Source organism: Pseudomonas parafulva NBRC 16636 = DSM 17004, assembly GCF_000730645.1.
GTDB lineage: Bacteria > Pseudomonadota > Gammaproteobacteria > Pseudomonadales > Pseudomonadaceae > Aquipseudomonas > Aquipseudomonas parafulva.
The window spans coordinates 20200-45531 of sequence record NZ_BBIU01000014.1; the positions used below are offsets into that span (position 1 = coordinate 20200).

General features: G+C 60.4%; 22 protein-coding genes, 5 tRNA genes and 2 pseudogenes. 16 read left to right on the forward strand and 13 right to left on the reverse strand.

Annotated features, from left to right (window positions below):
- Positions 1 to 23 precede the first annotated feature (23 nt).
- The 8 genes and pseudogenes from tssK to PPA02S_RS10630 all read left to right on the forward strand — a co-directional run bounded on the left by tssK (position 24) and on the right by PPA02S_RS10630 (position 8629).
- Positions 24 to 1361: pseudogene (gene tssK, locus PPA02S_RS10590) on the forward strand (type VI secretion system baseplate subunit TssK).
- Between the two features lies 1 nt (position 1362).
- Positions 1363 to 2211, forward strand: coding sequence for a type IVB secretion system protein IcmH/DotU (gene icmH, locus PPA02S_RS10595; protein WP_028634794.1), 849 nt, complete (start codon positions 1363 to 1365; stop codon positions 2209 to 2211).
- Positions 2212 to 2344: 133 nt separating this feature from the next.
- Complete coding sequence (locus tag PPA02S_RS10600) at positions 2345 to 2860, forward strand: Hcp family type VI secretion system effector (RefSeq protein ID WP_028634793.1); 516 nt, start codon at positions 2345 to 2347, stop codon at positions 2858 to 2860.
- 73 nt (positions 2861 to 2933) lie between these two features.
- The gene (locus PPA02S_RS10605; protein ID WP_028634792.1) at positions 2934 to 5000 is read left to right on the forward strand and encodes a type VI secretion system Vgr family protein; all 2067 of its coding nucleotides are present in this window, start codon (positions 2934 to 2936) and stop codon (positions 4998 to 5000) included.
- A 14-nt stretch (positions 5001 to 5014) separates the two neighbouring features.
- The gene (locus tag PPA02S_RS10610; RefSeq protein ID WP_028634791.1) at positions 5015 to 6370 is read left to right on the forward strand and encodes a DUF2169 family type VI secretion system accessory protein; all 1356 of its coding nucleotides are present in this window, start codon (positions 5015 to 5017) and stop codon (positions 6368 to 6370) included.
- A gap of 1 nt (position 6371) precedes the next feature.
- Entirely contained in the window at positions 6372 to 6728 is a 357-nt protein-coding gene (locus PPA02S_RS10615) for a DUF4150 domain-containing protein (RefSeq protein WP_028634790.1), read from the forward strand.
- Between the two features lie 4 nt (positions 6729 to 6732).
- Complete coding sequence (locus PPA02S_RS23240) at positions 6733 to 7926, forward strand: hypothetical protein (RefSeq protein WP_211230855.1); 1194 nt, start codon at positions 6733 to 6735, stop codon at positions 7924 to 7926.
- Position 7927: 1 nt separating this feature from the next.
- Complete coding sequence (locus PPA02S_RS10630; RefSeq protein ID WP_028634789.1) at positions 7928 to 8629, forward strand: hypothetical protein; 702 nt, start codon at positions 7928 to 7930, stop codon at positions 8627 to 8629.
- A 79-nt stretch (positions 8630 to 8708) separates the two neighbouring features.
- On the opposite strand, the gene PPA02S_RS23025 is transcribed toward PPA02S_RS10630, so the two are convergent.
- Positions 8709 to 8861 carry a hypothetical protein gene (locus PPA02S_RS23025; protein WP_154660092.1) on the reverse strand — a complete coding sequence of 51 codons (153 nt, stop codon included), beginning with the start codon at positions 8859 to 8861 and terminating at the stop codon, positions 8709 to 8711.
- Here PPA02S_RS23025 and tnpB point away from each other — a divergent pair.
- Together tnpB and PPA02S_RS10640 are read left to right on the forward strand one after the other, a co-directional pair.
- On the forward strand, positions 8860 to 9219 hold the full coding sequence (tnpB, locus tag PPA02S_RS10635; RefSeq protein WP_028634788.1) for an IS66 family insertion sequence element accessory protein TnpB: 360 nt from the start codon (positions 8860 to 8862) through the stop codon (positions 9217 to 9219). The genes PPA02S_RS23025 and tnpB overlap by 2 nt on opposite strands.
- Positions 9220 to 9237: 18 nt before the next feature.
- Positions 9238 to 9872: pseudogene (locus PPA02S_RS10640) on the forward strand (transposase); the annotation flags it as partial.
- Positions 9873 to 10332: 460 nt separating this feature from the next.
- On the opposite strand, the gene PPA02S_RS10645 reads toward PPA02S_RS10640, so the two are convergent.
- From PPA02S_RS10645 to PPA02S_RS10665, 5 genes are all read right to left on the reverse strand, one after another.
- Positions 10333 to 10408 (reverse strand) — tRNA-Gly (locus PPA02S_RS10645).
- Between the two features lie 86 nt (positions 10409 to 10494).
- Positions 10495 to 10570: transfer RNA gene (locus tag PPA02S_RS10650), tRNA-Gly, on the reverse strand.
- 3 nt (positions 10571 to 10573) lie between these two features.
- Positions 10574 to 10649: transfer RNA gene (locus tag PPA02S_RS10655), tRNA-Glu, on the reverse strand.
- Between the two features lie 92 nt (positions 10650 to 10741).
- Positions 10742 to 10817, reverse strand: a tRNA-Gly gene (locus tag PPA02S_RS10660).
- 4 nt (positions 10818 to 10821) lie between these two features.
- Positions 10822 to 10897: transfer RNA gene (locus PPA02S_RS10665), tRNA-Glu, on the reverse strand.
- Positions 10898 to 11220: 323 nt separating this feature from the next.
- On the opposite strand from PPA02S_RS10665, the gene PPA02S_RS10670 reads away from it, so the two are divergent.
- The gene (locus PPA02S_RS10670) at positions 11221 to 11988 is read left to right on the forward strand and encodes a hypothetical protein (RefSeq protein ID WP_028634787.1); all 768 of its coding nucleotides are present in this window, start codon (positions 11221 to 11223) and stop codon (positions 11986 to 11988) included.
- Positions 11989 to 12041: 53 nt separating this feature from the next.
- Here the strand turns inward: PPA02S_RS10670 and PPA02S_RS10675 are convergent, their stop codons facing one another.
- Together PPA02S_RS10675 and PPA02S_RS10680 are read right to left on the reverse strand one after the other, a co-directional pair.
- Entirely contained in the window at positions 12042 to 12524 is a 483-nt protein-coding gene (locus PPA02S_RS10675; RefSeq protein ID WP_028634786.1) for a free L-methionine (R)-S-oxide reductase MsrC, read from the reverse strand.
- Positions 12521 to 13411, reverse strand: coding sequence for an ATP-binding protein (locus tag PPA02S_RS10680; protein WP_028634785.1), 891 nt, complete (start codon positions 13409 to 13411; stop codon positions 12521 to 12523). The genes PPA02S_RS10675 and PPA02S_RS10680 overlap by 4 nt, the downstream gene beginning before the upstream one ends.
- An 81-nt stretch (positions 13412 to 13492) precedes the next feature.
- Here PPA02S_RS10680 and PPA02S_RS10685 point away from each other — a divergent pair, with 81 nt between their 5' ends.
- A complete protein-coding gene (locus PPA02S_RS10685) occupies positions 13493 to 15847 on the forward strand; it encodes a hybrid sensor histidine kinase/response regulator (protein WP_028634784.1) in 2355 nt (784 codons plus the stop codon).
- On the opposite strand, the gene PPA02S_RS10690 is transcribed toward PPA02S_RS10685, so the two are convergent.
- A complete protein-coding gene (locus tag PPA02S_RS10690) occupies positions 15837 to 16325 on the reverse strand; it encodes a glutathione peroxidase (RefSeq protein WP_028634783.1) in 489 nt (162 codons plus the stop codon). The two genes, PPA02S_RS10685 and PPA02S_RS10690, sit on opposite strands and share 11 nt — an antisense overlap.
- Before the next feature lie 14 nt (positions 16326 to 16339).
- Positions 16340 to 16735, reverse strand: coding sequence for a peptide-methionine (R)-S-oxide reductase MsrB (gene msrB / locus PPA02S_RS10695; RefSeq protein WP_028634782.1), 396 nt, complete (start codon positions 16733 to 16735; stop codon positions 16340 to 16342).
- A 167-nt stretch (positions 16736 to 16902) separates the two neighbouring features.
- On the opposite strand from msrB, the gene PPA02S_RS10700 reads away from it, so the two are divergent.
- Together PPA02S_RS10700 and htpX are read left to right on the forward strand one after the other, a co-directional pair.
- Positions 16903 to 18114 carry a pyridoxal phosphate-dependent aminotransferase gene (locus PPA02S_RS10700; RefSeq protein ID WP_028634781.1) on the forward strand — a complete coding sequence of 404 codons (1212 nt, stop codon included), beginning with the start codon at positions 16903 to 16905 and terminating at the stop codon, positions 18112 to 18114.
- 241 nt (positions 18115 to 18355) lie between these two features.
- Positions 18356 to 19243, forward strand: coding sequence for a protease HtpX (htpX, locus tag PPA02S_RS10705; protein ID WP_028634780.1), 888 nt, complete (start codon positions 18356 to 18358; stop codon positions 19241 to 19243).
- A 122-nt stretch (positions 19244 to 19365) separates the two neighbouring features.
- Here htpX and PPA02S_RS10710 read toward each other — a convergent pair whose 3' ends face one another.
- Entirely contained in the window at positions 19366 to 20016 is a 651-nt protein-coding gene (locus tag PPA02S_RS10710; RefSeq protein WP_028634779.1) for a thiopurine S-methyltransferase, read from the reverse strand.
- Positions 20017 to 20117: 101 nt separating this feature from the next.
- Between PPA02S_RS10710 and PPA02S_RS10715 the strand changes: the two genes are divergently transcribed.
- Positions 20118 to 20885 (forward strand): DODA-type extradiol aromatic ring-opening family dioxygenase, encoded by a 768-nt coding sequence (locus PPA02S_RS10715; protein WP_028634778.1) that lies wholly within the window; start codon positions 20118 to 20120, stop codon positions 20883 to 20885.
- A 60-nt stretch (positions 20886 to 20945) separates the two neighbouring features.
- Here PPA02S_RS10715 and PPA02S_RS10720 read toward each other — a convergent pair whose 3' ends face one another.
- Together PPA02S_RS10720 and PPA02S_RS10725 are read right to left on the reverse strand one after the other, a co-directional pair.
- A complete protein-coding gene (locus PPA02S_RS10720; RefSeq protein WP_028634777.1) occupies positions 20946 to 22625 on the reverse strand; it encodes a DEAD/DEAH box helicase in 1680 nt (559 codons plus the stop codon).
- Between the two features lie 486 nt (positions 22626 to 23111).
- A complete protein-coding gene (locus tag PPA02S_RS10725; protein WP_028634776.1) occupies positions 23112 to 23867 on the reverse strand; it encodes a spermidine synthase in 756 nt (251 codons plus the stop codon).
- Between the two features lie 114 nt (positions 23868 to 23981).
- Between PPA02S_RS10725 and PPA02S_RS10730 the strand changes: the two genes are divergently transcribed.
- Positions 23982 to 25328, forward strand: a complete 1347-nt coding sequence (locus tag PPA02S_RS10730) for a class II 3-deoxy-7-phosphoheptulonate synthase (protein ID WP_028634775.1) — start codon at positions 23982 to 23984, stop codon at positions 25326 to 25328.
- The last annotated feature ends 4 nt before the right edge of the window (positions 25329 to 25332 follow it).

Sequence of the window (25332 nt, forward strand, 5' to 3'; positions counted from 1 at the left end):
AATCACGCTGACACGGAGCGCTCATGAGTTCACGTAACCCCGTCTTGTGGCCTGAAGGCCTGTTCGTCAAACCGCAGCATTTCCAGCAAGCTGCCCGTGCCGCCGAAGCGGCTGTGCATCAACGTATTGGCAGCCTGAACGCCGCCTTCTATGGCTTCAGCGAGCTGCAGTTGAACGACGAGTACCTGAGCCTGGGCAAGGTCGCCATCACCCGTGCACGGGGCATCATGCCAGACGGCACGGTGTTCGATATCCCTGCAGACCTGCCACCGCCGCCACCGCTGGAAATCGAAGACGACGGCGCGAAAGACAGCGAGATCTACCTGTGCCTGCCGCTGCGCACCGAAGGTGGCCGTGAAGTTAGCTGGCCCGATAACCCCGCCAACTTCCGTTACAGCGCCCAGGCCCTGGAAATCAAGGACACCCACAGCGCCGACGGTGACCTGGTCCAAGTCGACCTGGCAGTGCCCAACCTGCAGCTTAAACGCAAGGCTGAAGACAGCAGTGCCTACACCCGCCTGGCCGTGACGCGCATTCTGGAACGGCGCCCCGATGGCAGCCTGCAACTGGATGCAGGCTTCTATCCCACCAGCGTTTCAGTGCGGGCCATACCCGCGCTGCAAAGGTTTCTGGAAGAAATCACCAACGCCCTGCGCGAACGCGCACGTAACCTCGCCGCCCGTATCGGCGCCTCAGGGCAGTCCGGCATCGCCGATATCCGCGACTTCAACCTGCTGCAGGCCATGAACCGCTGGTGGCCATGCTTCCAGCATCTGGCCAGGCAAGGGCAAACCCACCCCGAACAGCTGTAACTGTGCATGAGCCAGGCCTGTGGCGAGTTCGTGACGTTTACCGACGAGAGCCGGCTGCCACAGGAATATCCCGCCTATCAACATACCGCGCTGCGCACCTCCTTCAAGCCGCTGGAGGACACGCTACGCCGGGCACTGAGTACGGTACTGCAACCCCGCGCCGTTTCGCTGCCGCTGGAAATGCTGGAGTACGGCGTCATGACGGCCGTGCTGGAGGACCGTCGGCTGATCGATGAGGCCACCTTCATCCTGGCCGTACGCGCCGATGTGCCACCCCAGGCGTTGCGCCAGATGTTCATCCAGAAAGCCAAGATCACTTCACTCGAAGCGCTGGAGAACCTGGTACCGCTGCAACTGCCCGGCATCCCTCTGAACGCCTTGCCGGTTGCACCTCGCGACCTGCCCTTCCACGCAGGCTTCAGCTATTTCGAGCTGGACCGGCGTGACCCGGCGTGGGCGTGCATGAAAACAGCCAATGGCTTCGGGCTTCATGTGGCTGGGGACTTCCCTGGGCTGGAGCTGCAGTTCTGGGCGATCAGGAGTGAATGAGATGAAAGAGGCTACTCACGCCCCTCAAGATGACAACAAGGGGTTCTTCGGGGCGATAAACAATGCAGATAGCGGAGTGAAGATCCCGTCTCAGGATTCAACGCCAGCAGTCCCGGGCGAGCCTGCTTTTGAGGGGTACCCCGCCGACCCTGAATTCCAGCTGCGTGGCGGGTACGACAACCTGATGCTGGATGCCGCCGCCCCTCTATTCGGCCTGGTGATACGCCTGCGCTCCCTGGATGCCTTGCCTAACATCAAGGACGTGCACCAGCAAGTGCGTAACCAGATCGACAACATTCGCGAGGAGATACGCCAGCACGGTTACGAACCCGCTCAGTTGCTGGCCTACTCCTACGGTCTTTGCCTGTTCATTGATGAAGCAGTTATGGACAGGCCCTGGGGCAAGACCAGCTGCTGGAGCCAGGAACCGCTGCTCAGCATCTTCCACGACGAAACCTGGGGTGGGGAGAAGATCTTCACGGTTCTCTCGCGCCTTATGCAGGAGCCCGAGCGCTACCAGGACGTGCTGGAGTTCATGTACTTCGCACTGTGCCTCGGCCTGAAGGGCAAGTACGCCATCGCGCCGAAGGGCGAAGCATCCCTGAACACACTGATACACCAACTTCACGGGGTTATCCGAGCACTGCGCGGCCCGACGCCGGAGACCGTTTGCGATCCCTATACCAACGTCGCCCCACGCAATTTCCGCATGAACCGGCAATGGCCGTGGTGGAGCCCGCTGGCTATCTCCGCCCTGGTAATGGCGGTGGCTTACAGCATCTATAGCTACCGGCTGAACCTGATTACCACGGAGGTGCTGGCGTCGCTGAACGGCATCTTGCAGCAGTAGCAAGCCCACGCAGGGCACAACGGGTTTCAAGGAGTTAGCGAGGCGTTTGCTTCGTTGAAAAGCCCATCGTTCCCGATGGCCACGCCACCCTGAGTGCGCGTGCTTTATCCACATGGACGCAGGAGAGACTGCCATGCCAACACCCGCCTACATCAAGATCACTGGCCAAACTCAAGGCAACATCACTGCTGGTGCATTCACCGCTGACTCCGTCGGCAATGTTTACCAGCAAGGCCATGAAGACGAAATCCTGGTTCAGGAGATCAAGCATGAGGTCACGACGCCTACTGATCCACAAAGCGGCCAACCCAGCGGTCAGCGTGTACACAAGCCGTTCACGTTCACCAGTTCGCTCAACAAAGCCACGCCGCTGATGTATCAAGCGCTGGCCACCGGCGAAATGCTGCCGACCGTCGAAGTCAATTGGTACCGCACCTCGACGGAGGGCAAACAAGAGCACTTCTTCACCACCAAGCTCGAAGACGCAACCATCGTCAGCATCAATACCGTCCTGCCCCACGCTCAAGACAAGGAGAACGAGAACTACACACAACTGATCGAGGTAGCACTGGCCTACAGGAAGATCATGTGGGAGCACGGGGTAGCCGGTACCGCTGGCTCTGATGATTGGCGAGCACCGGTCGCCTGATTCTCATGAATGCTCCGGGCGGGCCTACCTGCCCGGACTTTGTGTCACCTCAGACGGCGGACAAGGATTGCTTATGCCTAGTCAATCTGATTTGCGTTACAGCTTCCAGCCACTGGTTGGAAAAGCCGAACTCGAAGTGGTGTCGTTCGAGCTCCGCGAGGGCGTCAGCATGCCCTTCGAGTTGGAGCTGAAACTGATCAGCTTCGAAAACGATATCGACTTCGGCCACCTGCTCGACAAACCCGTGCTCTTCACCCTCTGGGAAGGCGAGCGCCCAGTGCGCTACGTGCATGGTCTGGTCAGCCGTTTCAGCCAGGCTGAAAGTGGCTTCCACCGCACCTACTATGACGCGCTGGTCGAGCCGCAACTGGCCCGTGCCGGCCTGCGCTCGAACTGGCGCATCTTCCAGCAAAAGACCGTGCCGCAAATTCTCGAGCTGATGCTCCAGCGCCAGGGAATCAACCAGTACGAACTGCGCGCCAGTATGGACTACCAGGTCCGCGAGTTCTGTGTGCAGGCCGGTGAGACGGACCTGGCGTTCATCGCCCGCCTGGCTGCTGAAGAAGGCTTCGTCTACCGCTTTGCGCACAGTGAAAAGCTGCACAAGCTGATCATCACCGACCGGCTGCAATCATTTGGGCTGATCAGCCATGGTGCCATCAAGACCGACGATGACGACGAGGGCTTCTTCGATGCCGACGAGCCTGTAGGCCCTGACAGCGTACTGTACCAACCCGCCAGCGGTGGCGATCAAGCCACGCCCTGCCTTCGCCGCTTGCGCTACAGCGAGCAGGTACGCACTGCCCGCCAAGTGCAGCGCGACTACACCTTCACCAACCCCGCCTACCGCCAGGAGCACAGAGCCGCCGGGCCCTTCCTGGAACACCAGTCCAAAGAGTACGAATACTTCGATTATCCAGGTCGTTACAAACGCGATGCCGTCGGCAAGCCGTTCACTGAAAACCGCATTACTGCTCTGCGCCACGATGTACGGGTTGCCGAGGTTGAGGGTGACGATATTCGCCTGCAACCGGGCCTTAGCTTCACCCTGACAGGGCACCCGCGCGATGACCTCAATGCCCATTGGCGGGTGAAAGCGGTTACCCATAAGGGCCACCAGTTCACCAGCCTGCAGGAAGAAGCCGCCGGCGCGGATATCAGCACGCGCTACGAGCAAACCGCCCTGCTGATCCCAGGCCGGACCGAATGGCGCCCTGCCCCTCTGCCCAAACCACGTGTTGACGGCCCGCACATGGCGACCGTGGTTGGCCCGAAGGGAGAAGAAATCTATTGCGATGAGTGGGGCCGGGTGAAGGTCAGCTTTCCCTGGGACCGTGAAAGCCAGAACAACGAGTTCAGTTCCTGCTGGGTGAGGGTTTCACAAGCCTGGGCAGGTGGTAGCTGGGGCGCAATGGCCATCCCGCGCATCGGCCAGGACGTGATCATCCAGTACGTCAATGGGGATCCCGACCAACCGATGATCACCGGGCGCACCTATTGCGGCGATCAGCTGCCGCCGTATGACCTGCCCGACCACAAGACCCGCATGACCATCAAGAGCCAGACACACAAGGGGGACGGCTTCAACGAGTTGCGTTTTGAGGATGAGCTGGGTCGGCAAGAGGTGTTCATCCATGCGGAGAAGGACCAGAACAACGTCGTCAAGCACAACGAAACCACCTTCGTCGGCAACGACCGCAGTGAACGCGTCGATCATAACGAGACGATTTCCATTGGTGACCACCGTACTGAGGACGTGGGCAAGAACGAGACCATCAGTATCGGTGCCAACCGCAGCGTGACCATCGGTGCCAACAAGACCGAAACCATCGCATTGGCCAAGGCGGAGACCATCGGCCTCGCCAAGGCCCTGACGATTGGGGCGGGTTACCAGGTCAGCGTTGGCGCAGCCATGAACACGACGGTCGGGCTTAGCCAGAGCGAACAGGTGGGCGTTCATAAGTCGGTCATCGTCGGCAACACGTTCAGCATCACCGCAGGTGACGAACTCAGCATCACAGTGGGCAAGTCATCGCTGGTGATGAAATCCGACGGCACCGTGCTGATCAACTGCAGCAACTTTGACTTCAGTGCCACAGGGCCTGTGCAAATCAACGGCAAGGATGTCGATATCAACTGAAGGGGTAACCCAAGATGGAGTTTCGCAACCTGACGCCATTTGACGTCAAGTGCTTTAGCGCGCTTGCGCCTGACGGTCAGGAACATCCTGTCATCGCCATGAAAGTCGGGTATCGGCTTGAGCCGATTGAGGGCTGTCCTTGCCGACTCCGGGCCGCTGTCATCGATGATGAACCACTGCCGCTGTGCATGGCCGACACTTACTATGCAGGGATTGGCAGCAGCTCCGTACTCGAAGAGAGCGACCTGGCGCCCTTCAAGCCACGCTGCGATGTGATTGTCGTCGGCCATTCCCATGCGCCAGCAGGGCAACCTGCGACTACGTGGGAAGCCGGCATCCGTGTTACATCGACTCGTCCCAAGCAAATAATCCCTGATCCGCCACCCCCAAAGCGGGCGCCGAATGTTTACCTCACCGCCGATGAACTGCAGGCGCACCAAGCACGAATACTTGAGGTGCGACAACGCAACAGAGAGCACCTCACTCCGCGCGTGTTGTTGGACAAGACACTGCGCTTTACCGGTCCACGAGAGTTTCATCACAACTTCTTTGGCTGGCACCTCACCGACCCAGCGCCTGCCACACGCGTTCCTCTACGCTGGGAACATGCGTTTGGAGGCGCCAGCCAGTTTGCCAATCCTGATTATGGGCATAACCCCGAAGCGCCTGAATTCCTGCTCAATGAAGTCTGCTTCAGTAATCCACTGGGCTGTGGCTGGCTGGAACAACGCCATGAAAAGCTGCATTACGAGCAGACCGGCGAAAAGCTCGCCAGCCTGCCTGCACCTCAGCTCGAGCATTTGGACGAGCCCATCGAACGCCTGCTGCGCTCGCGGCATCCAGCCGGCCCGCTAGATGCCGCTGCCATGGCGGAGGTGGCGGCCTCCTATGGCTGCAGCCCGGCCGGCTTTGGCATCGTTGGCCGCGCTTGGGCACCACGCTTGGCACTTGCTGGCACTTATGACGAAAACTGGGAAGACAATCACTGGCCAGGTCTGCCACAAGATTTCGATTTCGGCTACTGGAACGGCGCCCCAGTTGACCAGCAGGTAGCGTTTCCTACACCCGATGCACGCCTTGCCCTATTCAACCTGGTTGATCCATCCCTGAGCCAGGATGGCCACTGTGAAGTCCAGCTTCCAGGCCATCGCCCCTTCGTGCTCATGCGCATGACCAACGGCGTGATGCTGCCCCTGCCAATGCTCACCGACACTCTGCGCATCGATACCGACGCCATGACCCTGTCGATGACCCACCGTATCAGCCTGTCCAATTCGCTTGATATTCGCGTGCTCGAAGCGCGTTTCGAAACCGATCCTAACGCTCCCATTGTTCGGCGCGCCCCACACCGCGGCAGGGAGCACGTCTGATATGGCCGATAACGTAATGGCTCGGCAACAGGCGAAATGGACGGTCATCAGCATCGCCCCCGACGTGTGCAAAACGCCGATGGGCAGCAGCGTTCCACCCGTTCCTTATCCGGTCACGGCAGAGCTGGACACGAGCACGGGGGTGGCGAAAAGCGTGCGTGCCAATGGCCATCCGGTCGTCGTGTACAAGCGTAGTTTCACACCCACGACCATCGGTGACGCTGCTGGCAAGGCCAAAGGCGTCAAGAGCGGTACTGTCGAGGGCAAATGCCACCCGCTGGAACACAGCAGTTCCGTGCGTGCGGAGGGGCATCACCTGGTTCGCCATGGGGATCTGTTCTGGATGAACGGGAGCTGATGCGATGAGTCAGCAGCCCATTCAACTGGACCCATTGGTCGTTCAGGTACGCGAAGTGCCGCTGCGTAAGCTATCCGGCGGGCCAGACAAGATGTTCGTGCAGACCGACGGTGCAGGCAACGTACTGGTCGACTTCGCCGATGGCGTGCACGAGTGGGGCAAATCCCTGGTGTTGGATGAAACGCAGTATGAGGCCCTGCGGCAGGAAGCGTTCCGCAGGGAACTGGCGGACTTGGAGGACATACCGACCTACCGTGAGCTCTACCCTTCGTCGCGAAGCGGTGGCACGACTACCACGCCCAATGGCAATACGCTGGGTCGGGTAAATGGTGAAACGCCGGCTTCTGCTAAAGCCGCCAATGACGCCAACCCTCGAGTCGAAAGCGAATCACCGGCAGAAGGCCTTACCGGCGATGAGATACTCGATGGTATTCAGCTGGGGCTGGATATCTTTGGCCTGATTCCAGTGGTGGGCGAGATCGCCGACGTTGCCAATGCGGGTATCAGCCTTGGTCGTGGAGACTATGCTGGAGCGGCGTTATCATTGCTTTCAGCTATTCCATTTGGTGGCTACCTCGGTACAGCGGGGAAGCTCGTTCGGCGCGGCACCAAGACAGCAACGGAAGCTTCAGCAAAAGTCGCAGAAGAAGGAACAGGACGTGCTGCAAAAGAGATTTTAGGCAAGGCCACTGAGGTAGGAAGTGGCAGCACCGGCGCGAAAGTGTTAGGGGATGCCAAAGCAGTAAGGCAGGCTGACCCTCCATCACCACCCCCAAAAGGAATATCTGCAGAGCTGTATCGTAAGCTCCGCGCCAGAACTCCAAGCAGAGAAGCTCAAGCGATGGTAAATAAGGATGTTAAACTACCTTTGAAGGATCCAGCACTACCCGGACTCACTATTTCAAAACCCCTGCATGCCGACCATATAGTCCCAATGAAGCAAATCACAGAAATGAAAGGCTTTAATAAGCTAACATTTGAGCAGCAGATTCAGGTACTGAATCACAAGCCAAACTTCCATGGACTAAGCGAGACCGCCAATACGTCGCGAGGAGCCAAAAACTTCTCGGAGTGGACGACTTACAAAAAAGGAGGGATTGATGTTGATGCAAGCTTTAGAAGCAGCATGATTGAACGCGCTAAAAAATCCGAGACCGAACTACAAGAGATGATCACCAGCCTTTTAAAGGAGAAGTAACATGATCGAACTCAGCACAGTCATTCAAGACATCCATGACACATTCCCTGATCGAAGCGTATGCTTCGCAACCAAGGACGTTCCTCTAGACATAGTACTACCTATAGGCTGGAGGGAGTTTGGGCTAAACCTTGGAAACAAACCCACATACCCCAACGGTTGGAGCTCATTTCTCAAAGAGTTTCCGTCAACGATTACACTATTCGAAAATTGCCTATTAGGTACAGTACTGCTACTAGGCGCCCATATTGAAATGGCATACGTTTTTCATGATGGAATCAATTTTTATTACTACCTGGGAGGAACGCCCATCAAAGAAGACTCCGTTGAGACCGTTAAGTTAAAACACCTTCCTCAGAGACTTCAAGACTTCTATCGCGAAGTACACGATGGATATAATTTCTTTCCTGCAAGGTCAATGGGACCGCAGCGCATCTGTGACCAGATGCGCATTTCCGAATTAATTGATGATGATAATAACCATTTTGCTAAAAATTGGACTACAGTTTTCAGCAACGGCGGAGGAGACTATGTAGCAGTAGACAGCAACAGCCATGATGCTGCAGAAGGGTTAATATGGTGGCATGAAGAACCTGCAAATCCAGAACGCGGCATTGATATTTTTGAAGTCATGGATGCATGGATGGCGATATTCTCAGAGGGCATTCAGCCTCGGGAGCGAATACTCTCCACCCCCAATTAATTATAACTTCAAAAGTGGCGATACCGAGGGATCGGCTATTCCCCTTGTTTCGCCCCCGAACTCTTTCCACTGTGTCCCCTCACAATTTATAATCAACAACCACTAAAGTGGTATATTTAAAACCTGCATCACCCAACGTCATTTGTAACCGCTCCATGAACCCCACATTCAAAGCGCGAAGCTGATCCGCAATGCTTTGCTCCCGATCTTTTTCTGGAGCCAGCCCCGTCATGATGCGACCCGACGCCAAAGTCGAAAAAGTCTATCTCTACCCCAAGCCCGTCGACTTCCGAAAGTCGATTGAAGGCCTGGCCGCTCTGGTCGAACTGGATATCAAAGTGGCGGTGTTTGACCCCGTGCTTTTCGTGTGTCTCAACAAGCCGCGGAACCGCGTGAAGATCCTCTACTGGGAACGAAACGGCTTCTGCCTTTGGCTCAAGCGCCTCGAATCCGAGCGTTTCAAAACATCGCCAGACGCCACCGACGAGGCGATCATTCTGACCGTCCAGGAACTCAACTGGCTGCTCGACGGTTTTGACCTCTGGCGTAATCGTCCTCATCAGGTTTTGACGCCGCGCTACGTGGCATGACCCGGTATAATCCGGGCCATGATTTCTCTGCCCGATGACCTTCCTGATGATCCTGTTTTGCTCAAGCACTGTTGCTTGAGGCCCTCAATCGTCAGGAGGAAACCGCTCAGGCTTATCAGACTCACATCGTCGACCTGAAAGAACAGATCAAGCTGTTGCGTGACCGTCTGTTTGGACGCAAGTCCCAACAATCCGTGGAACCCAACACGCCACAGTTGGCCTTGTTCAATGAGCCTGAAAGCGAGCCAATGCCGTTGGTTGGCGACGCCGATGAGGAAGTCATTGCACCCACAGTGCGTCGTGGCAAACGCAAGCCGTTGTCAGCCAATCTGCCGCGTATCGAAGTCATCCACGAACTGCCTGAACACGAACTGACCTGTGCTTGCGGTTGCCGCAAACATGCCATCGGGGATGAAACCAGTGAGCAACTGGATATCGTGCCGGTGCAGATCCGGGTCATCACACATATCCGCAAGATCTACGCTTGCCGTGGCTGTGAGGCCGCACCGGTCACCGCCGACAAGCCCGCCCAGTTGATCGAGAAAAGCATGGCCAGCCCCAGCGTGCTGGCCATGCTACTGACCATCAAGTATGTCGACGGTTTACCGTTGCATCGGTTTGAAACGGTACTCAGCCGGCACGGTATCGAACTCGTTGAAGCCATCACCCTTGTGGATCGGCTCCAGCATGCTCTGCCGGCCTTTCTTCAGCACAGCACGGCGCTGCGATGCTCGAACCACTGCGCGTACATCGCCTGAAAGATGTTCTGCTCCGTGAGGGTTTGGGTGTGGCGCTGATGCCGGCGGTGCATGAAGAGATTGGTGCCGTGGGCGATCAACTGCCGCGGTTCGTGGCGCAAAGCGCGCTTGAGGTAGGCCTACTTCGGGAGAAGTCACGAGGGAGCTGTGCTTTTACTTTCCAGCCCATCAATAGCGAACGTGCCACGACTTGCCACCCGCACACTTACGCCGAGTAAAAGACCATCGCTATCCCCGAGGCTGTAATCCTTGCGGCTAGTTGGACCGGAATGGAATTGACTGAAACGAAAAAAGACGCCGAAGCGTCTATTTTCAAGGTCTTACAGAACTCCATCGAACTCTGCAGACCCATATTTGGAGCGGGAAACGAGACTCGAACTCGCGACCCCGACCTTGGCAAGGTCGTGCTCTACCAACTGAGCTATTCCCGCAATGTGAAGCTTTACCGCTAATCGGCGTGAAGCGCCAGAACGGCCTTCACCACCACTGTACCGTGCGAACGCCACAGTATTTAAACTGGAGCGGGAAACGAGACTCGAACTCGCGACCCCGACCTTGGCAAGGTCGTGCTCTACCAACTGAGCTATTCCCGCAAATGGCGTCCCCTAGGGGACTCGAACCCCTGTTACCGCCGTGAAAGGGCGGTGTCCTAGGCCACTAGACGAAGGGGACACACAACACTTTTCAGTGCACCAGCACATGAACCTCACGGTTCAGCCTGGGTTTTCTTTTCCTGCCGCGCCGCAAGGCGTTGCCGGAGAAACTGGAGCGGGAAACGAGACTCGAACTCGCGACCCCGACCTTGGCAAGGTCGTGCTCTACCAACTGAGCTATTCCCGCAATTTGGCGTCCCCTAGGGGACTCGAACCCCTGTTACCGCCGTGAAAGGGCGGTGTCCTAGGCCACTAGACGAAGGGGACACGCTGCTGGCATTGCTGCCTGCTTTCACTGCCTGCCGCGTTTCGCTGTGTGCTTTACGCTGCAAGTGGCGCGCATTCTATGGATGGTTCGGTGAGGCGTCAACCCCTTTGTAGAAATTTATTTAAATCAATGACTTCCGGGTTTCCACAATGCCCTTGAAGCAGGGCCTGATGCGTGTACGTTGATTTTTTGGCGTCAGGTCGGCGTTAATGTGCCAGCATGCAGTTCTGGGGCAGGCTGCCGATAAAAGGGAACCCGGTCAGGGGGCCTCGCGAGCAGGCTCGCCCTACCCTATGGCAAACCTTTTCATGAGGCATACACGGTGACACCACTTCTGATCACACTGCTCATCGTGGCGGGCATCGCGCTGCTGATACTGATCGGCTACCTGAACAATGTCGTGGAGAACGGCAAGCTCGAGCGGGCCCGGATGAAGATCGAGCTGGCCGACCGCCTGCGCCGTTGCGGCGAGATCACCGAAACCTTCCCCGGCCAGTTCATGACGCCAGGGCTGAAATTGCTGCTGACCCGCCTGGAGCTCAACCTCAACCAGCGCCAGCTGGGTGTGGACAAGCACAACGCCCAGCTCAAGGCCCGTATCGCAGAACTGGATGCCTTGATCGCACAAGGCGACAAGATCCCGGTCAACAACCCGCCCAACCCGATCCTGACCGAGGTCAAGGCCAAGGATGTGCGGTTTCTGCTCGAGGCACTGCACAACCAGATCACCCGCGCGGCGCAGGAAGGCTTCTTGCCTGCCCCAGAAGCCAAGCATTGGCTGAAGGAAATCCGCCACATTCTGGTGCTGCTGCATATCGAGTTCTTCAATAACCTGGGGCAACAGGCCCTGCAGAACGAACAGCCCGGCCAGGCGCGCCTGGCCTTCGAGCGTGGTGTGCAGTACCTGCGCAAGCAGCCAGAACCCAAGCTATACGAAGAACAACTGACGTACCTGGAGAAACTGCTGGCCCGGGTGAACGCCCAGGTGCTGGACCAGTTGGCGCCTGCCGAGAACGAAGAGAACGAGCTGACTGAAGGCCTGAAGACCGACGACGAGGAAACCTGGAAGAAGAAGGCCATGTACGACTGACCCCCATGCCTGCACGGGCGCAGCGCTAGCGCCCAGTACAGGCGATTGGCCGGTCAGCAGTCTGTCAGTTCGAGGAAGATGGCGGCCAGGCGCTCAAGCCCTGCCTGGTCCGCTTCACTGAAACGCCCAATGGACGGGCTGTCCAGGTCCAGCACACCGATCAGGCGACCGTCCTTGATCAGCGGGATGACCAGTTCGCTGTTGGAAGCGCTGTCACAGGCAATATGCCCCGGGAAGGCATGCACATCCTCCACCCGCTGGGTTTTACCGGTGGCCGCGGCCGCGCCGCATACCCCCTTGCTGAACGGAATGCGCACGCAGGCTACCTGCCCCTGAAACGGGCCAAGCACCAGTTCCTGGTTGCGGTTCAGATAGAAGCCGGCCCAGTTCAGGTCCTCGACCTGATGGTAAAGAAACGCCGAAAACTGTGCGGCGTTGGCGATGAAGTCACGCTCGTCGGCAAACAGCGCCTGCACTTGCGCCGCCATCAGGGCATAGCCGTCCAGGCCCGTGCCAGTGGCTTTGAGGTCGATCATTTACTTTGCTCCAGCAATTGCAGCCCAACCCAGTAGCGGGCGAACTGATAGGCACAACGGCCATTACGGTTACCGCGGCCGGTCGCCCAGCGCACGGCGAGTATGTCGAGTTGTTCGTCACGCTGCCAGGCCAGGCCCGCAGGCCGCGCCAGCTGTTCGATCCAGTGCTCGACCACATTCAGGAAGTGGTCCTGGGTAAACGGGTAGAACGAGAGCCACAGGCCGAAGCGGTCAGACAGGGCAATCTTGTCCTCCACCGCTTCGCTAGGGTGCAGCTCCCCGTCCACGCGCTTCCAGTTCTCGTTGTCGCTCTCTTTTTCCGGCACCAGGTGGCGGCGGTTGGAGGTGGCGTAGAGCAGCACGTTGTCGGGTGCCTGCTCCAGCGAGCCATCGAGCACGCTTTTAAGCACCCGGTAATCACCCTCCCCGGCCTCGAACGACAGGTCGTCACAAAACAGCACAAAGCGTTGTGGCAGCGCGTGCAGCAGTTCCACCACCCGAGGCAGATCGGCGAGGTGGTCGCGTTCGATTTCGATCAGGCGCAGGCCGGCCCCGGCGTGTTCGGCCAGCAGGGCACGCACCAGCGAAGACTTGCCAGTACCGCGCGAGCCCCACAGCAGCGCATGGTTGGCGGGCAGGCCCTGGATGAACTGATGGGTATTGCGGCCCAGTTGCTCGCGTTGCTGGTCGACGCCGATCAGGTCGCTGAGGCGGATATCCAGGCTGACCTCAAGGGGCAGCAGGTAACCGCTGCGCCCGTCGCGCTGCCAGCGTGCGGCCAGGGTGGTAGACCAGTCGATAGCCGGGCGCTCGGCCGGCAACAGGGGTTCGAGGCGCGCCAGCACCGATTCGGCGCGGTCCAGGAAAGCGATCAAGCGGGCGTCCATGACGACTCCTGAAAAGGGGGGGGACAGACCAATCAAGCCTGAATGGGTGACAAGCCCACCAGCAGCCGAGGTTGATCGGCTATGCTTGCGCAGCGCAAGGCACGTACAACCGGCTCGGGACCCATGGATATCAAGTTCACCAATCGCCTGTCATACAAGCAAGCCCGGTTGACAGTCCTGGTCGGCTTCATCCTGGGAACATTGCTCAGTCTCATCCAGATCGGCATCGATTATGCCAGTGAGGACGCGTCGATCAACCGTGAAGTGCGCGCCCTGCTGCAAATCAGCCACAACACCGCCTCGCGCATTGCCTACAACATCGATTCGGAACTGGCCCTGGAGCTGACGCGCGGGCTGCTGCAGTCTCCGGCAATCATCCGTGCACGCCTGATCGACAACAACGAAACGGTGCTGGCAGACGTGGAGCGGCCGCGCCAGCAGGACCGTTACCGGCCGCTCAGCGACTTTCTGTTCGGCGAACAGCGCCAGCTGCGCGAGCGCCTGTTTCTGACCCACATGCCAGAGGAATACCTGGGCACGCTGTACCTGGACGTAGACACCTACACCTTCGGCCGGCGCTTTCTGGACCGGGCCGGCATCACCCTGCTCACCGGCTTCGCCCGCAGCCTGGTACTGACGGGCATCCTGCTGGCGCTGTTCTACATGATGCTGACCAAGCCCCTGGTCACGGTGATTGCTGCGCTCAGCGGCAGCGACCCGCGCAAGCCAAGGCAAACCCGCGTGCAGTGCCCACCCGGCCACGAGCATGACGAGATCGGCGTGCTGGTGAAAGTGGCCAACCAGCAATTCGTCAGCATGGCGACGGAAATCGAACAGCGGCGCACTGCCGAAAACCGCCTTACGCAGTACCTGAACGAGCTGGAAGACATCGTCTCGGCACGCACCGACGAGCTCAAGGCCAGCAACAGCAGCCTGAGCCTGTCCAACCAGGAGCTGGAACAGGCGCGCCGCCGGGCACTGGACATGGCGCAGGCACGCGCGGCGTTTCTGGCCAACATGAGCCACGAAATACGCACCCCGCTCAATGGCATGCTCGGCATGATCGCCCTGGCCCTGGATAACCCTTCACCGGAAGAACAGCGTCAGCAACTGGCCATCGCCCATGACTCCGGCAAGGTACTGGTGGAGTTGCTCAACGATATCCTCGACCTGTCCAAGTTCGACGCCGGGCAGTTGGAGCTGGAGCGCATCGCCTTCGACATGGCTTCCATGGTCGAGGACACGGCCAGCCTGTTGTCGCAGAACACTGCGCAAAGCGTGGAACTGACCTGCCTGATTGCCCGCGACTTCCCGGCCAGCGTGCTGGGCGACCCTACACGGGTGCGGCAGATCGTCAGCAACCTGGTGTCCAACGCACTCAAGTTCACCCGCTTTGGCCGCGTGGACGTGCACCTGGTGACCATCGTCGGCGGTGTACGCCTGGAAGTACGTGACACCGGCATCGGTATCCCCGAAGAGGCTCAGGCGCGGATCTTCCAGCCCTTCACCCAGGCCGGTGCCGGCATTACCCGCCAGTACGGCGGCACAGGCCTGGGGCTGGCACTGACACGCAACCTGTGCAAAGCCATGCATGGCCACTTGCATATCAAGTCCGAGCCGGGTTTTGGCAGCCGCTTTACCGCCGAACTGCCCCTGGTCGAATATGCCAGCGCCATCCAGCCGGTAGCTCTACACGGCAACGTGGCGGCACTCAGCGCCAGTGGCAGCGGGCTGCACGAACTGCTCGAGGGCCTGTTGCCCGGCTGGGGGCTGAGTTATCAACGGCATGACGATGCCACCACCCTGCCGGGCAATATCGACCTGCTGATCGTCGACGACGTGCAGGCACTGGCTGCAGTGCGCAAGGCCATGCCAACCCCGATCCTGCTGGTGACCGCCTACGGCAACTTTCTACCCGGCGAGCAGGCCCTTGCCCTCGCCCCCCTGCACCAGTTGGCACGGCCACTGGCGCGGGCCGCGCTCTACCAGACCCTGCGCCGCATCCTGCAGGGGCAGGAGGCCGAGCACCCCCTGGCCAGCCCCGCCGCCACCCCGGCACAAGGCCGGGCGCGCATCCTGTTGGTAGAGGACAACCCGGTCAACCAGCTGGTGGCCAAGGGCATGCTGGCCAAGCTGGGCTGCCAGGTGCAGTTGGCCACCCAGGGGGCCGAGGCGCTGACCCTGCTGGAACAGCAAGCCTTCGACCTGGTATTGATGGACTGCAACATGCCGGTAATGGATGGCTACGAGGCCACCCGCCACATTCGCCAGAGCGGGCGCTGGCCCAACCTGCCGATCGTTGCGCTTACCGCCAACGCCATGCCCGAAGAGCGCGAGCGTTGCCGTGCAGCGGGCATGGACGACTACCTGGCCAAGCCGTTTCGCCGCGAAGACTTGCAGGCACTGGTCGACCAATGGGTACCGATCAACGGCTGAGCAGGCGTTCGATGTCGGCTTCGAGCGCCTGAGGCTTGGTGGTGGGTGCATAACGCACCACCTGGCCCGTGGCCGGGTCCACCAGAAACTTGGTGAAGTTCCACTTGATCTTCTGGCTGCCCAAAATGCCAGGGGCACGCTGCTTGAGTTCGACGAACAGCGGGTGGGTGCCGGGGCCGTTGACCTCGACCTTGCGAAACAGCGGGAAGCTCACGCCAAAGTTGCGCTCGCAAAACTGCGCGATGTCCCGCGCCTCGCCTGGCTCCTGCTTGCCAAACTGGTTGCTGGGAAAGCCCAGTACCACCAGCCCACGGTTGCGATAGGCCTGCCACAGCTGCTCCAGGCCTTTGTATTGCGGGGTAAAGCCGCACTGGCTGGCGGTATTGACCACCAGCAGCGCTTTGCCAGGGAAGTCGCCCAGCTGCTTGTGCTCGCCGCCCAGGGTCACACAGGGAATGTCCAGCTTCAAAGCTGCCATGATCGGGGCTCCGTTCAGTCGCGGGGGCGCAGGTCGATGCACACCGAGTTGATGCAGTAGCGCAGGCCGGTAGGTGCCGGGCCGTCGGGGAACACATGGCCCAGGTGCGCATCACAGCGGGCACAGGTGACCTCGGTACGGATCATGCCGTGGGACGTGTCGCGGATCTCGATCATGGCGCTGTCTTCTATCGGCGCGTAGAAACTGGGCCAGCCACAACCGGAATCGAATTTGGTCTGCGCATCGAACAGCGCCAGCCCGCAGCAGATGCAGTGGTAGATGCCATCGCGGCGCTCACTGTTGTACTTGCCGCTGAAGGGCCGCTCGGTGCCCTTGAGCCGACACACCTGGTATTGCTCGGGGTCGAGCATCGAGCGCCATTGTTCCAGGGTTTTCTCGATCTTTTGCATGGGGGTACCTCGGCAGGCTTAATTTCACCGTACGCCGTCTTTTCCGGGGCGCGGGTGGCACGTATATTAGTTGGCTTCGTGTGCCAGGCGTTCAGTCTGGCACCCGCTTTGTGCCCTTACAAACCTTTCGGCAGGGCGTAGCGCGTTTTCTCAATCGGGATTCCATCATGCAGTTCAGCAAATCGAACAAGCTCGCCAATGTCTGCTACGACATTCGCGGCCCAGTGCTCAAGCACGCCAAGCGCCTGGAAGAGGAAGGCCACCGCATCCTCAAGCTGAACATCGGCAACCCAGCGCCGTTTGGCTTCGAAGCGCCGGATGAAATCCTTCAGGACGTGATCCGCAACCTGCCCACTGCCCAGGGCTACAGCGACTCCAAGGGCCTGTTCAGTGCCCGCAAGGCGGTGATGCAGTACTGCCAGCAAAAGGGCATCGAAGGCGTCGGCATTGAGGACATCTACCTGGGCAACGGCGTGTCCGAACTCATCGTCATGTCGATGCAGGCCTTGCTCAACAACGGTGACGAGGTGCTGATCCCGGCGCCCGACTACCCGCTGTGGACCGCAGCCGTGAGCCTGGCAGGCGGCAAGCCGGTGCACTACCTGTGCGACGAGCAGGCTGACTGGTTCCCCGACCTTGCCGACATCAAGGCCAAGATCACCCCGAACACCAAGGCACTGGTCATCATCAACCCCAACAACCCCACGGGCGCGGTGTATTCCACCGAGCTGCTGCGCGGCATGCTGGAGCTGGCACGCCAGCACAACCTGGTGGTGTTCTCGGACGAGATCTACGACAAGATCCTCTATGACGAAGCGGTGCACATCAGCACCGCTTCGTTGGCCCCCGACCTGCTGTGCCTCACCTTCAACGGGTTGTCCAAGTCGTACCGGGTGGCGGGTTTCCGTTCTGGCTGGTTGATCATCTCGGGCCCCAAACACAATGCCCAGAGCTACATCGAAGGCATCGACATGCTGGCCAACATGCGCCTGTGTGCCAACGTGCCAGCCCAGCATGCCATCCAGACTGCGCTGGGCGGTTACCAGAGCATCAACGACCTGGTGTTGCCGCCGGGGCGCCTGCTGGAGCAGCGTAACCGGACCTACGAGCTGCTCAACGACATCCCCGGGGTGAGCTGCGTGAAGCCGATGGGCGCGCTGTACGCCTTCCCGCGCATCGACCCCAAGGTCTGCCCGATCTTCAACGACGAGAAGTTCGTGCTGGACCTGCTGCTGGCTGAAAAACTGCTGATCGTGCAGGGCACTGCCTTCAATTGGCCGTGGCCAGACCACTTCCGCGTGGTGACGCTGCCACGGGTGGATGACCTGGAAGCGGCGATTGGGCGGATCGGGAATTTCCTCAAAGGATATTCGCAGTAGGGTGTCACGGTTTTTCGGGGGGTGGCGCGTGGATGGCGCGCCGCGCTCGACCTCACAGCAGCGCCTCAGACAGGCAATGTTTCTTACATCCTGCAACGCTCTATCCCACAGCCCCTCCCCCCGCCTCTGCCATACTCCGCCATACACAGTTTGAAATAGTCCGCCGATTGAATCGGAACGGCAGGCCCCTTATATACCCCGCAGTAAGCGACAATTCATCCGTCAGGAGAACGTAACAACCATGATGCGCATTCTGTTGTTTGTGGCCACCAACCTTGCGGTGGTGCTGGTTGCAAGCATTACTCTGAGCCTGTTCGGTTTCAACGGGTTCATGGCCGCCAATGGGGTTGACCTGAACCTCAGCAGCTTGCTGGTGTTCTGTGCAGTCTTCGGCTTTGCCGGCTCCCTCGTTTCGCTGTTCATCTCCAAGTGGATGGCGAAGATGTCTACCGGCACGCAAATCATCAGCCAGCCGCGCACCCGTCACGAGCAGTGGCTGCTGCAAACGGTCGAAGAGCTGTCCCGCGAGGCCGGTATCAAGATGCCCGAGGTGGGTATCTTCCCGGCTTACGAGGCCAACGCCTTCGCCACCGGCTGGAACCGTAACGACGCCCTGGTGGCCGTGTCCCAGGGCTTGCTGGAGCGTTTCTCGCCTGATGAAGTGCGTGCCGTACTGGCCCACGAAATCGGCCACGTCGCCAATGGCGACATGGTCACCCTGGCGCTGGTGCAGGGCGTGGTGAACACCTTCGTGATGTTCTTCGCCCGTATCATCGGCAACTTCGTCGACAAGGTGATCTTCAAGAACGAAGAGGGCCAGGGCATTGCCTACTATGTGGCCACCATCGTTGCAGAGCTGGTGCTGGGCATTCTGGCCAGCATCATCGTGATGTGGTTCTCGCGCCGCCGCGAATACCGTGCCGACGAGGCCGGTGCTAACCTGGCCGGCACTTCTGCAATGATCGGCGCGCTGCAGCGCCTGCGTGTGGAGCAAGGCCTGCCAGTGCACATGCCCGATACCATGAAGGCCTTCGGCATCAATGGCGGCCTCAAACAAGGCCTGGCCGGGTTGCTGATGAGCCACCCACCCCTGGAAGATCGCATCGACGCCCTGCGCCGTCGCGGCTGATCCAGCAGCCAATGCATTGAGGGCGACTACGGTCGCCCTTTTTGTTGCGCCAGTGCCGGCCCATTCGTCCACCCTGTGGGAGCGGGTTCACCCACGAATGGGCCGGCACAGGCAACCCAGCATTACCTGCTGACCTCGTACACCCGCTCAAGCAGACTCGGCACCCCGGCCTGCTGAAACTTGGGGTTCCCCTCAATCACCTCAGCCTGTTCCAACGCTTCCACCTGCCAGCCAGCAAACCCCTGCCGCAACTCGTCATCCCCCACCGAGAACGGTGGGCCGCCCAGCAACGACTGGTCGTAATCCAAGGTCACGACCAAGCCACGACAGCTTTCCGGCAACAGCGCCGAAAGCGCCTGCAGGTAGGCCGTGCGCATGGCAACCGGCAGGGCAATCAGTGCGGCGCGATCATAAAACGCTGCACAGCCCTGAACGTCCTGGGCCTGCAGCGCAAAGAAATCCCCGCACCACAACTCGATCCCTGCATTGCTCCACACTTCAAAGCCATTGTGCTGCCGCACCTGCGGCTGCAGCCCATGCTCGTCAAAAAATGCCTGCACTGCCTGGCGTGACAGCTCCACGCCCATCACCTCATGGCCCTGCCCTGCCAACCAGGCAAGGTCGAGGCTCTTGCCACACAGCGGTACCAGTACACGGCTACCGGGCCTTAACTGCAGGCCCGGCCAGAACGCCTGCAGGTACGGGTTCACCTGCGCTTGATGAAAGCCGATCTGATTGTTCGCCCAGCGTTGCTGCCAGAAAGCTGGCTCCATGATCACTCCCAGTTTTTAGATGGTTTACCGGTAAAACTTGGTTTGGAATTCGATCTGAAGTTGGTCGAAGATGATTGCATCTTACCCCTCAGGACCCCGCCATGCTCCCTAGCCTGTTCATTTCCCATGGGTCACCCATGCTTGCCCTGCAACCCGGCGCCAGCGGGCCGGCGCTGGCCGGCCTTGCCAACGCGCTGCCACGGCCGAAGGCCATTGTGGTGGTTTCGGCGCACTGGGAAAGCCGCGGGCTGCTGGTCACTGCCAGTTCACAACCAGAAACCTGGCACGACTTCCATGGGTTTCCACCGGCATTGTATGCCGTGCAGTACCCCGCGCCAGGCGCACCTGAGCTCGCAGACACAGCCTGTGCCTTGCTGGAAGCAGCCGGGCTACCAGCACAACGGGACGCACAGCGCCCGTTCGACCATGGCGCCTGGGTACCCCTGTCGCTGATGTACCCCGATGCACGCATTCCGGTGGTTCAGGTGTCGCTGCCCAGCCATGGCGGGCCGGCTTTGCAGGTCAAGGTGGGGCAGGCACTGTCGCGCCTGTGTGAGGAAGGCGTGCTGCTGGTGGGCTCAGGCAGCATCACCCACAACCTGGGCGAGCTGGACTGGCACGCCGGGCCCGAGGTGATCGCGCCCTGGGCGTTGGCGTTTCGGGATTGGGTGGTGCAAAAGTTGGAGGCTGATGACCAACCTGCATTGCTGGGCTACCGCCAGCAGGCGCCATTCGCCCAACGCAACCACCCCAGTGACGAACACTTGCTGCCCCTGTTCTTCGCCCTTGGCGCAGGGGGCGAGTTCAAGGTGGTGCACCAAGGCTTCACCCTGGGGGCCCTGGGCATGGACATTTACCGGTTCGGTTGACCCCCACCGCATGCAAAAAAAATCCCCGAACCAAGTCGGGGATTTATCACAGCACCAGGATCAATCTTCGCGGTAGCGACGCAGCTTCAGCTGCTTGCCGGCTACGCGGGTATCCTTGAGCTTGGCCAGCAGCTTCTCGAGGCCGTCTTCCGGCAGCTCGACCAGGCTGAAGCTGTCACGCACCTGGATGCGGCCGATGGCATCACGCGCCAGGCCACCTTCGTTCAGGATCGCACCCAGCAGGTTCTTGGCGGCGATACCATCACGGGCACCCAGGGCAGTACGGCAACGCACACGGCCTTCGGCCAGTGGCAGCGGTGCACGGCGCTCGCGCTCGCCGCGTTCACCACGGTCGCTGCGCTCACCGCGCTCGGTACGCTCACCCCGTGGCGCGAAGCTCGGTACCAGCGGTTGCTCGCGCTCTACAGCCGCCAGGTCCAGTGCCTGGCCGTTGGTGGCCTTGCGCAGCAGCGCAGAAGCCAGGGCGCGGGCGCTGCAGCCCAGGTCGGTGGTCAGGCGGTCAAACAGCTCACCGTGGGTGGCTTCTGCCTCGGCAACCAGCGGTGCCAGGCTGGTGGTCAGCTTCTTGATGCGGGCATCCAGCACGGCCTGGGCGTTAGGCAGACGCGCTTCGGCAACCTTCTGCCCGGTCACGCGCTCGATCACCTGCAGCATGCGGCGCTCACGCGGGGTGACCAGCAGCAGGGCACGGCCATCGCGACCGGCACGGCCAGTACGGCCGATACGGTGAACGTAGGACTCTGGGTCGTACGGCATGTCAACGTTGAACACGTGAGTGATGCGCGGTACGTCCAGGCCACGGGCCGCGACGTCGGTGGCCACGACGATGTCCAGGCGGCCATCCTTGAGCGAGTCGATGACGCGCTCACGCTGGTTCTGGGCGATGTCGCCGTTCAGCGCGGCAGCCTTGTAGCCCTTGGCTTCCAGCGCAGCGGCCAGGTCCAGGGTGGCTTGCTTGGTGCGCACGAAGGCGATCAGCGCGTCGAACTCTTCCACTTCCAGCAAACGCAGCACTGCCGGGATCTTCTGGTCGGCGTGCACCATCAGGTGAGCCTGGTCGATCGCGGTGACGGTCTGGGTCTTGGTCTGGATCTTGACGTGCTTGGGTTCGCGCAGGTGACGCTCGGCGATCGAGCGGATCGACGACGGCAGGGTGGCGGAGAACAGCACGGTCTGACGGGTAGCCGGGATGGCATCGAAGATCACTTCGAGGTCGTCCATGAAGCCCAGCTTGAGCATCTCGTCGGCTTCGTCCAGTACCAGGTACTGAACGGTCGACAGGACTTTCTCGTCACGACGCAGGTGGTCGCACAGGCGGCCCGGGGTGGCCACGACGATTTGCGCGCCGTTGCGGATTGCGCGCAGCTGTGGACCCATCGGGGCACCACCGTACACGGCAACCACGTTCACGCCAGGCATCTGCTTGGCGTAGGTTTCGAAAGCGGTAGCAACTTGCAGCGCCAACTCACGGGTTGGCGCCAGGATCAGGGCTTGCGGTTCGCGCTTGCTCACATCGATCTTGTTGAGGATCGGCAGGGCGAAGGCAGCGGTCTTGCCGGTGCCCGTCTGCGCCTGGCCGATCATGTCGTGACCGGCGAGGATGATCGGGATCGATTGTTGCTGAATGGCGGACGGCTCTTCATAGCCGGTAGCTACCACAGCAGCAACAATGTTCGGATTGAGATCGAGAGCGGCGAAGCCGCCGGTTTCCTGGGTCATGGGTCTGCCTCTAGGTGCATCCGCAAAGACCCATGCTCCAAAGCTGCACAAGCCATGAAAGACCGACAGGTCACCCAGGCAGCTTTGGCGGCGGGGATTTGCGAAAACGATTGAAAAAGAATACGTGGGAAGGTCCGCCTAGCGGACGTGCAGCCGAAGCTGGACTCGGAGGATTTGCACCGCCTGATTTTGAGGTCCGCTAAAAGACCGGCGCGTACTATACCCGAAATAGCGCACTACGTGAGGAATTTTTTCAGCATGCAGTGGTATTGCCGGGCCATGGGGCAGCAGAGGGCTGAATCGATTCCCTTCGGCGTATTGCGCTGGCCTCTTCGCGGGTAAATCGGATCGCCGCACCGCCGCTCCCACAGGGACAGCCCAACGTTTGGAAGTATCTGTCCTCCACAAAATCTGGATGCTGGCCCGATCCCTGTGGGAGCGGCGGTGCGGCGATCCGATTTACCCGCGAAAAACGCGGCGCAGGTTTCAGGTGGCCGGGCGAATCTCGCGGATCAACCCGTCAAGGCTATAGCCCAGGCGCGGCGCCAGGGCTTCGGCGCGGGCGCGCAGGCTGTCGAGGTCAAGCGCCTGGTCCAAGTCTGCCGGCACCAGCAATATCACGTTGCCCTCCTTCACTGGCAGCTCCCAGTAATGGCGATGGTACAACCCCCTCAGCAGCGCCGCCCCCAGCGGCTTGCCATCGTCGGTGGCCCATTGGTTGATCACCAGCCAGCCACCGGGGTTGAGCTGCTGCTGGCAACGCTCAAGAAACCCCCACGCCAGGTGCCCCACGCCCGGCCCATGGTCGGTGTACAGGTCAACGAACACCAGGTCGGCCTGCTCGGCAGTGGGCAGCAGCTCCAGCGCATCGCCGATGCGCACATAAAGCCGCGGGTCGTCATCCAGGCCCAAGTGCTGCATGGCCAGGCGCGGCACGTCCGGGCGCAGCTCGATGGCCTCGATGTCCTCCAGCGGCAAAAATTTCATGCACGCCTGGGTCAGCGTACCGGCGCCCAGGCCAAGAAACAGCGCGCTCTCGGGCTGCTCATGGCACAACGCGCCCACCAGCATGGCACGGGTATAGTCGTACTCCAGCCAGCTGGGGTCGGCAGTGAACACACAGCTCTGCTCGATGGCATCCCCGAATTCCAGAAAGCGGTAGTCATCCACCTCGTACACGCTGATGACGCCGAAGGCATCCTCCACACGTGCCAGCAGCCGCTCCTGACGTTCCGCCTCCATGTTCCACACCCACCCGCGCAAAAGGGCATTGTCCGCCAACACCCTCGCTGCAACAAGCGCAGCGCCAACTGTTAACATGGCGTCAAGCCTGCAACCTACATGACCGAGCCTGACATGAACCAACCGTGGAGCCCTGCCAGCTGGCGCGCACTGCCGATCCAGCAGCAACCGACCTACCCCGATGCCGCGCACCTGCTCAAGGTCGAGCAGACCCTGGCCAGCTACCCTCCCCTGGTGTTCGCCGGTGAGGCACGTGAATTGCGGCGCCAGTTCGCCGAGGTGACCGAAGGGCGTGCCTTCCTGTTACAGGGCGGGGACTGTGCAGAAAGCTTCGCCGAGTTCTCGGCGGCCAAAATTCGCGACACCTTCAAGGTGCTGTTGCAGATGGCCATTGTCATGACCTTCGCGGCCGGCTGCCCGGTGGTTAAGGTAGGCCGCATGGCAGGCCAGTTCGCCAAGCCGCGCTCGGCCGGCGACGAGACCATTGGCAACGTCACCCTGCCCGCCTACCGTGGCGATATCGTCAACGGTATCGGGTTTGATGCAAAAAGCCGCATCCCCGACCCTGAGCGTTTGCTGCAGGCCTACCACCAGGCCACCGCTAGCCTGAACCTGCTGCGCGCCTTCGCCCAGGGCGGTTTTGCCGACCTGCACCAGGTGCACAAGTGGAACCTGGACTTCATCGCCAACTCGGCATTGGCCGACAAGTACCACCAGCTGGCCAACCGCATCGACGAAACCCTGGCTTTCATGCGCGCCTGCGGCCTGGACACTGCCCCCCAACTGCGCGAAACCAGCTTCTTCACCGCGCACGAAGCGCTGCTGCTCAACTATGAAGAAGCGTTCGTGCGCCAGGACAGCCTGACCGGCGATTATTACGACTGCTCGGCACACATGCTGTGGATCGGCGACCGTACTCGGCAACTGGACGGTGCCCACGTGGAATTCCTGCGCGGTGTGCACAACCCGATCGGGGTGAAGGTGGGGCCGAGCATGGACCCCGAAGCCCTGCTGCGCCTCATCGACATCCTCAACCCGGCCAACGATCCGGGCCGCCTGAACCTGATCGTGCGCATGGGCGCAGGCAAGGTGGGTGACCACCTGCCGGGGCTGATCCGCGCCGTGGAGCGCGAGGGGCGCAAGGTGCTGTGGAGCTCCGACCCGATGCACGGCAATACCATCAAGGCCAGCAGCGGTTACAAGACCCGCGATTTTGCGCAGATCCTCGATGAGGTGAAGCAGTTCTTTCAGGTGCACCAAGCCGAAGGCAGCCATGCAGGCGGCATCCATATCGAAATGACCGGGCAGAACGTCACCGAATGCATCGGGGGTGCGCGCCCGATCACCGAAGATGGCCTGTCGGACCGCTATCACACCCATTGCGACCCGCGCATGAACGCCGACCAGTCACTGGAGCTGGCATTCCTGATCGCCGAAACCTTGAAACAGGTAAGGCGCTGACCGG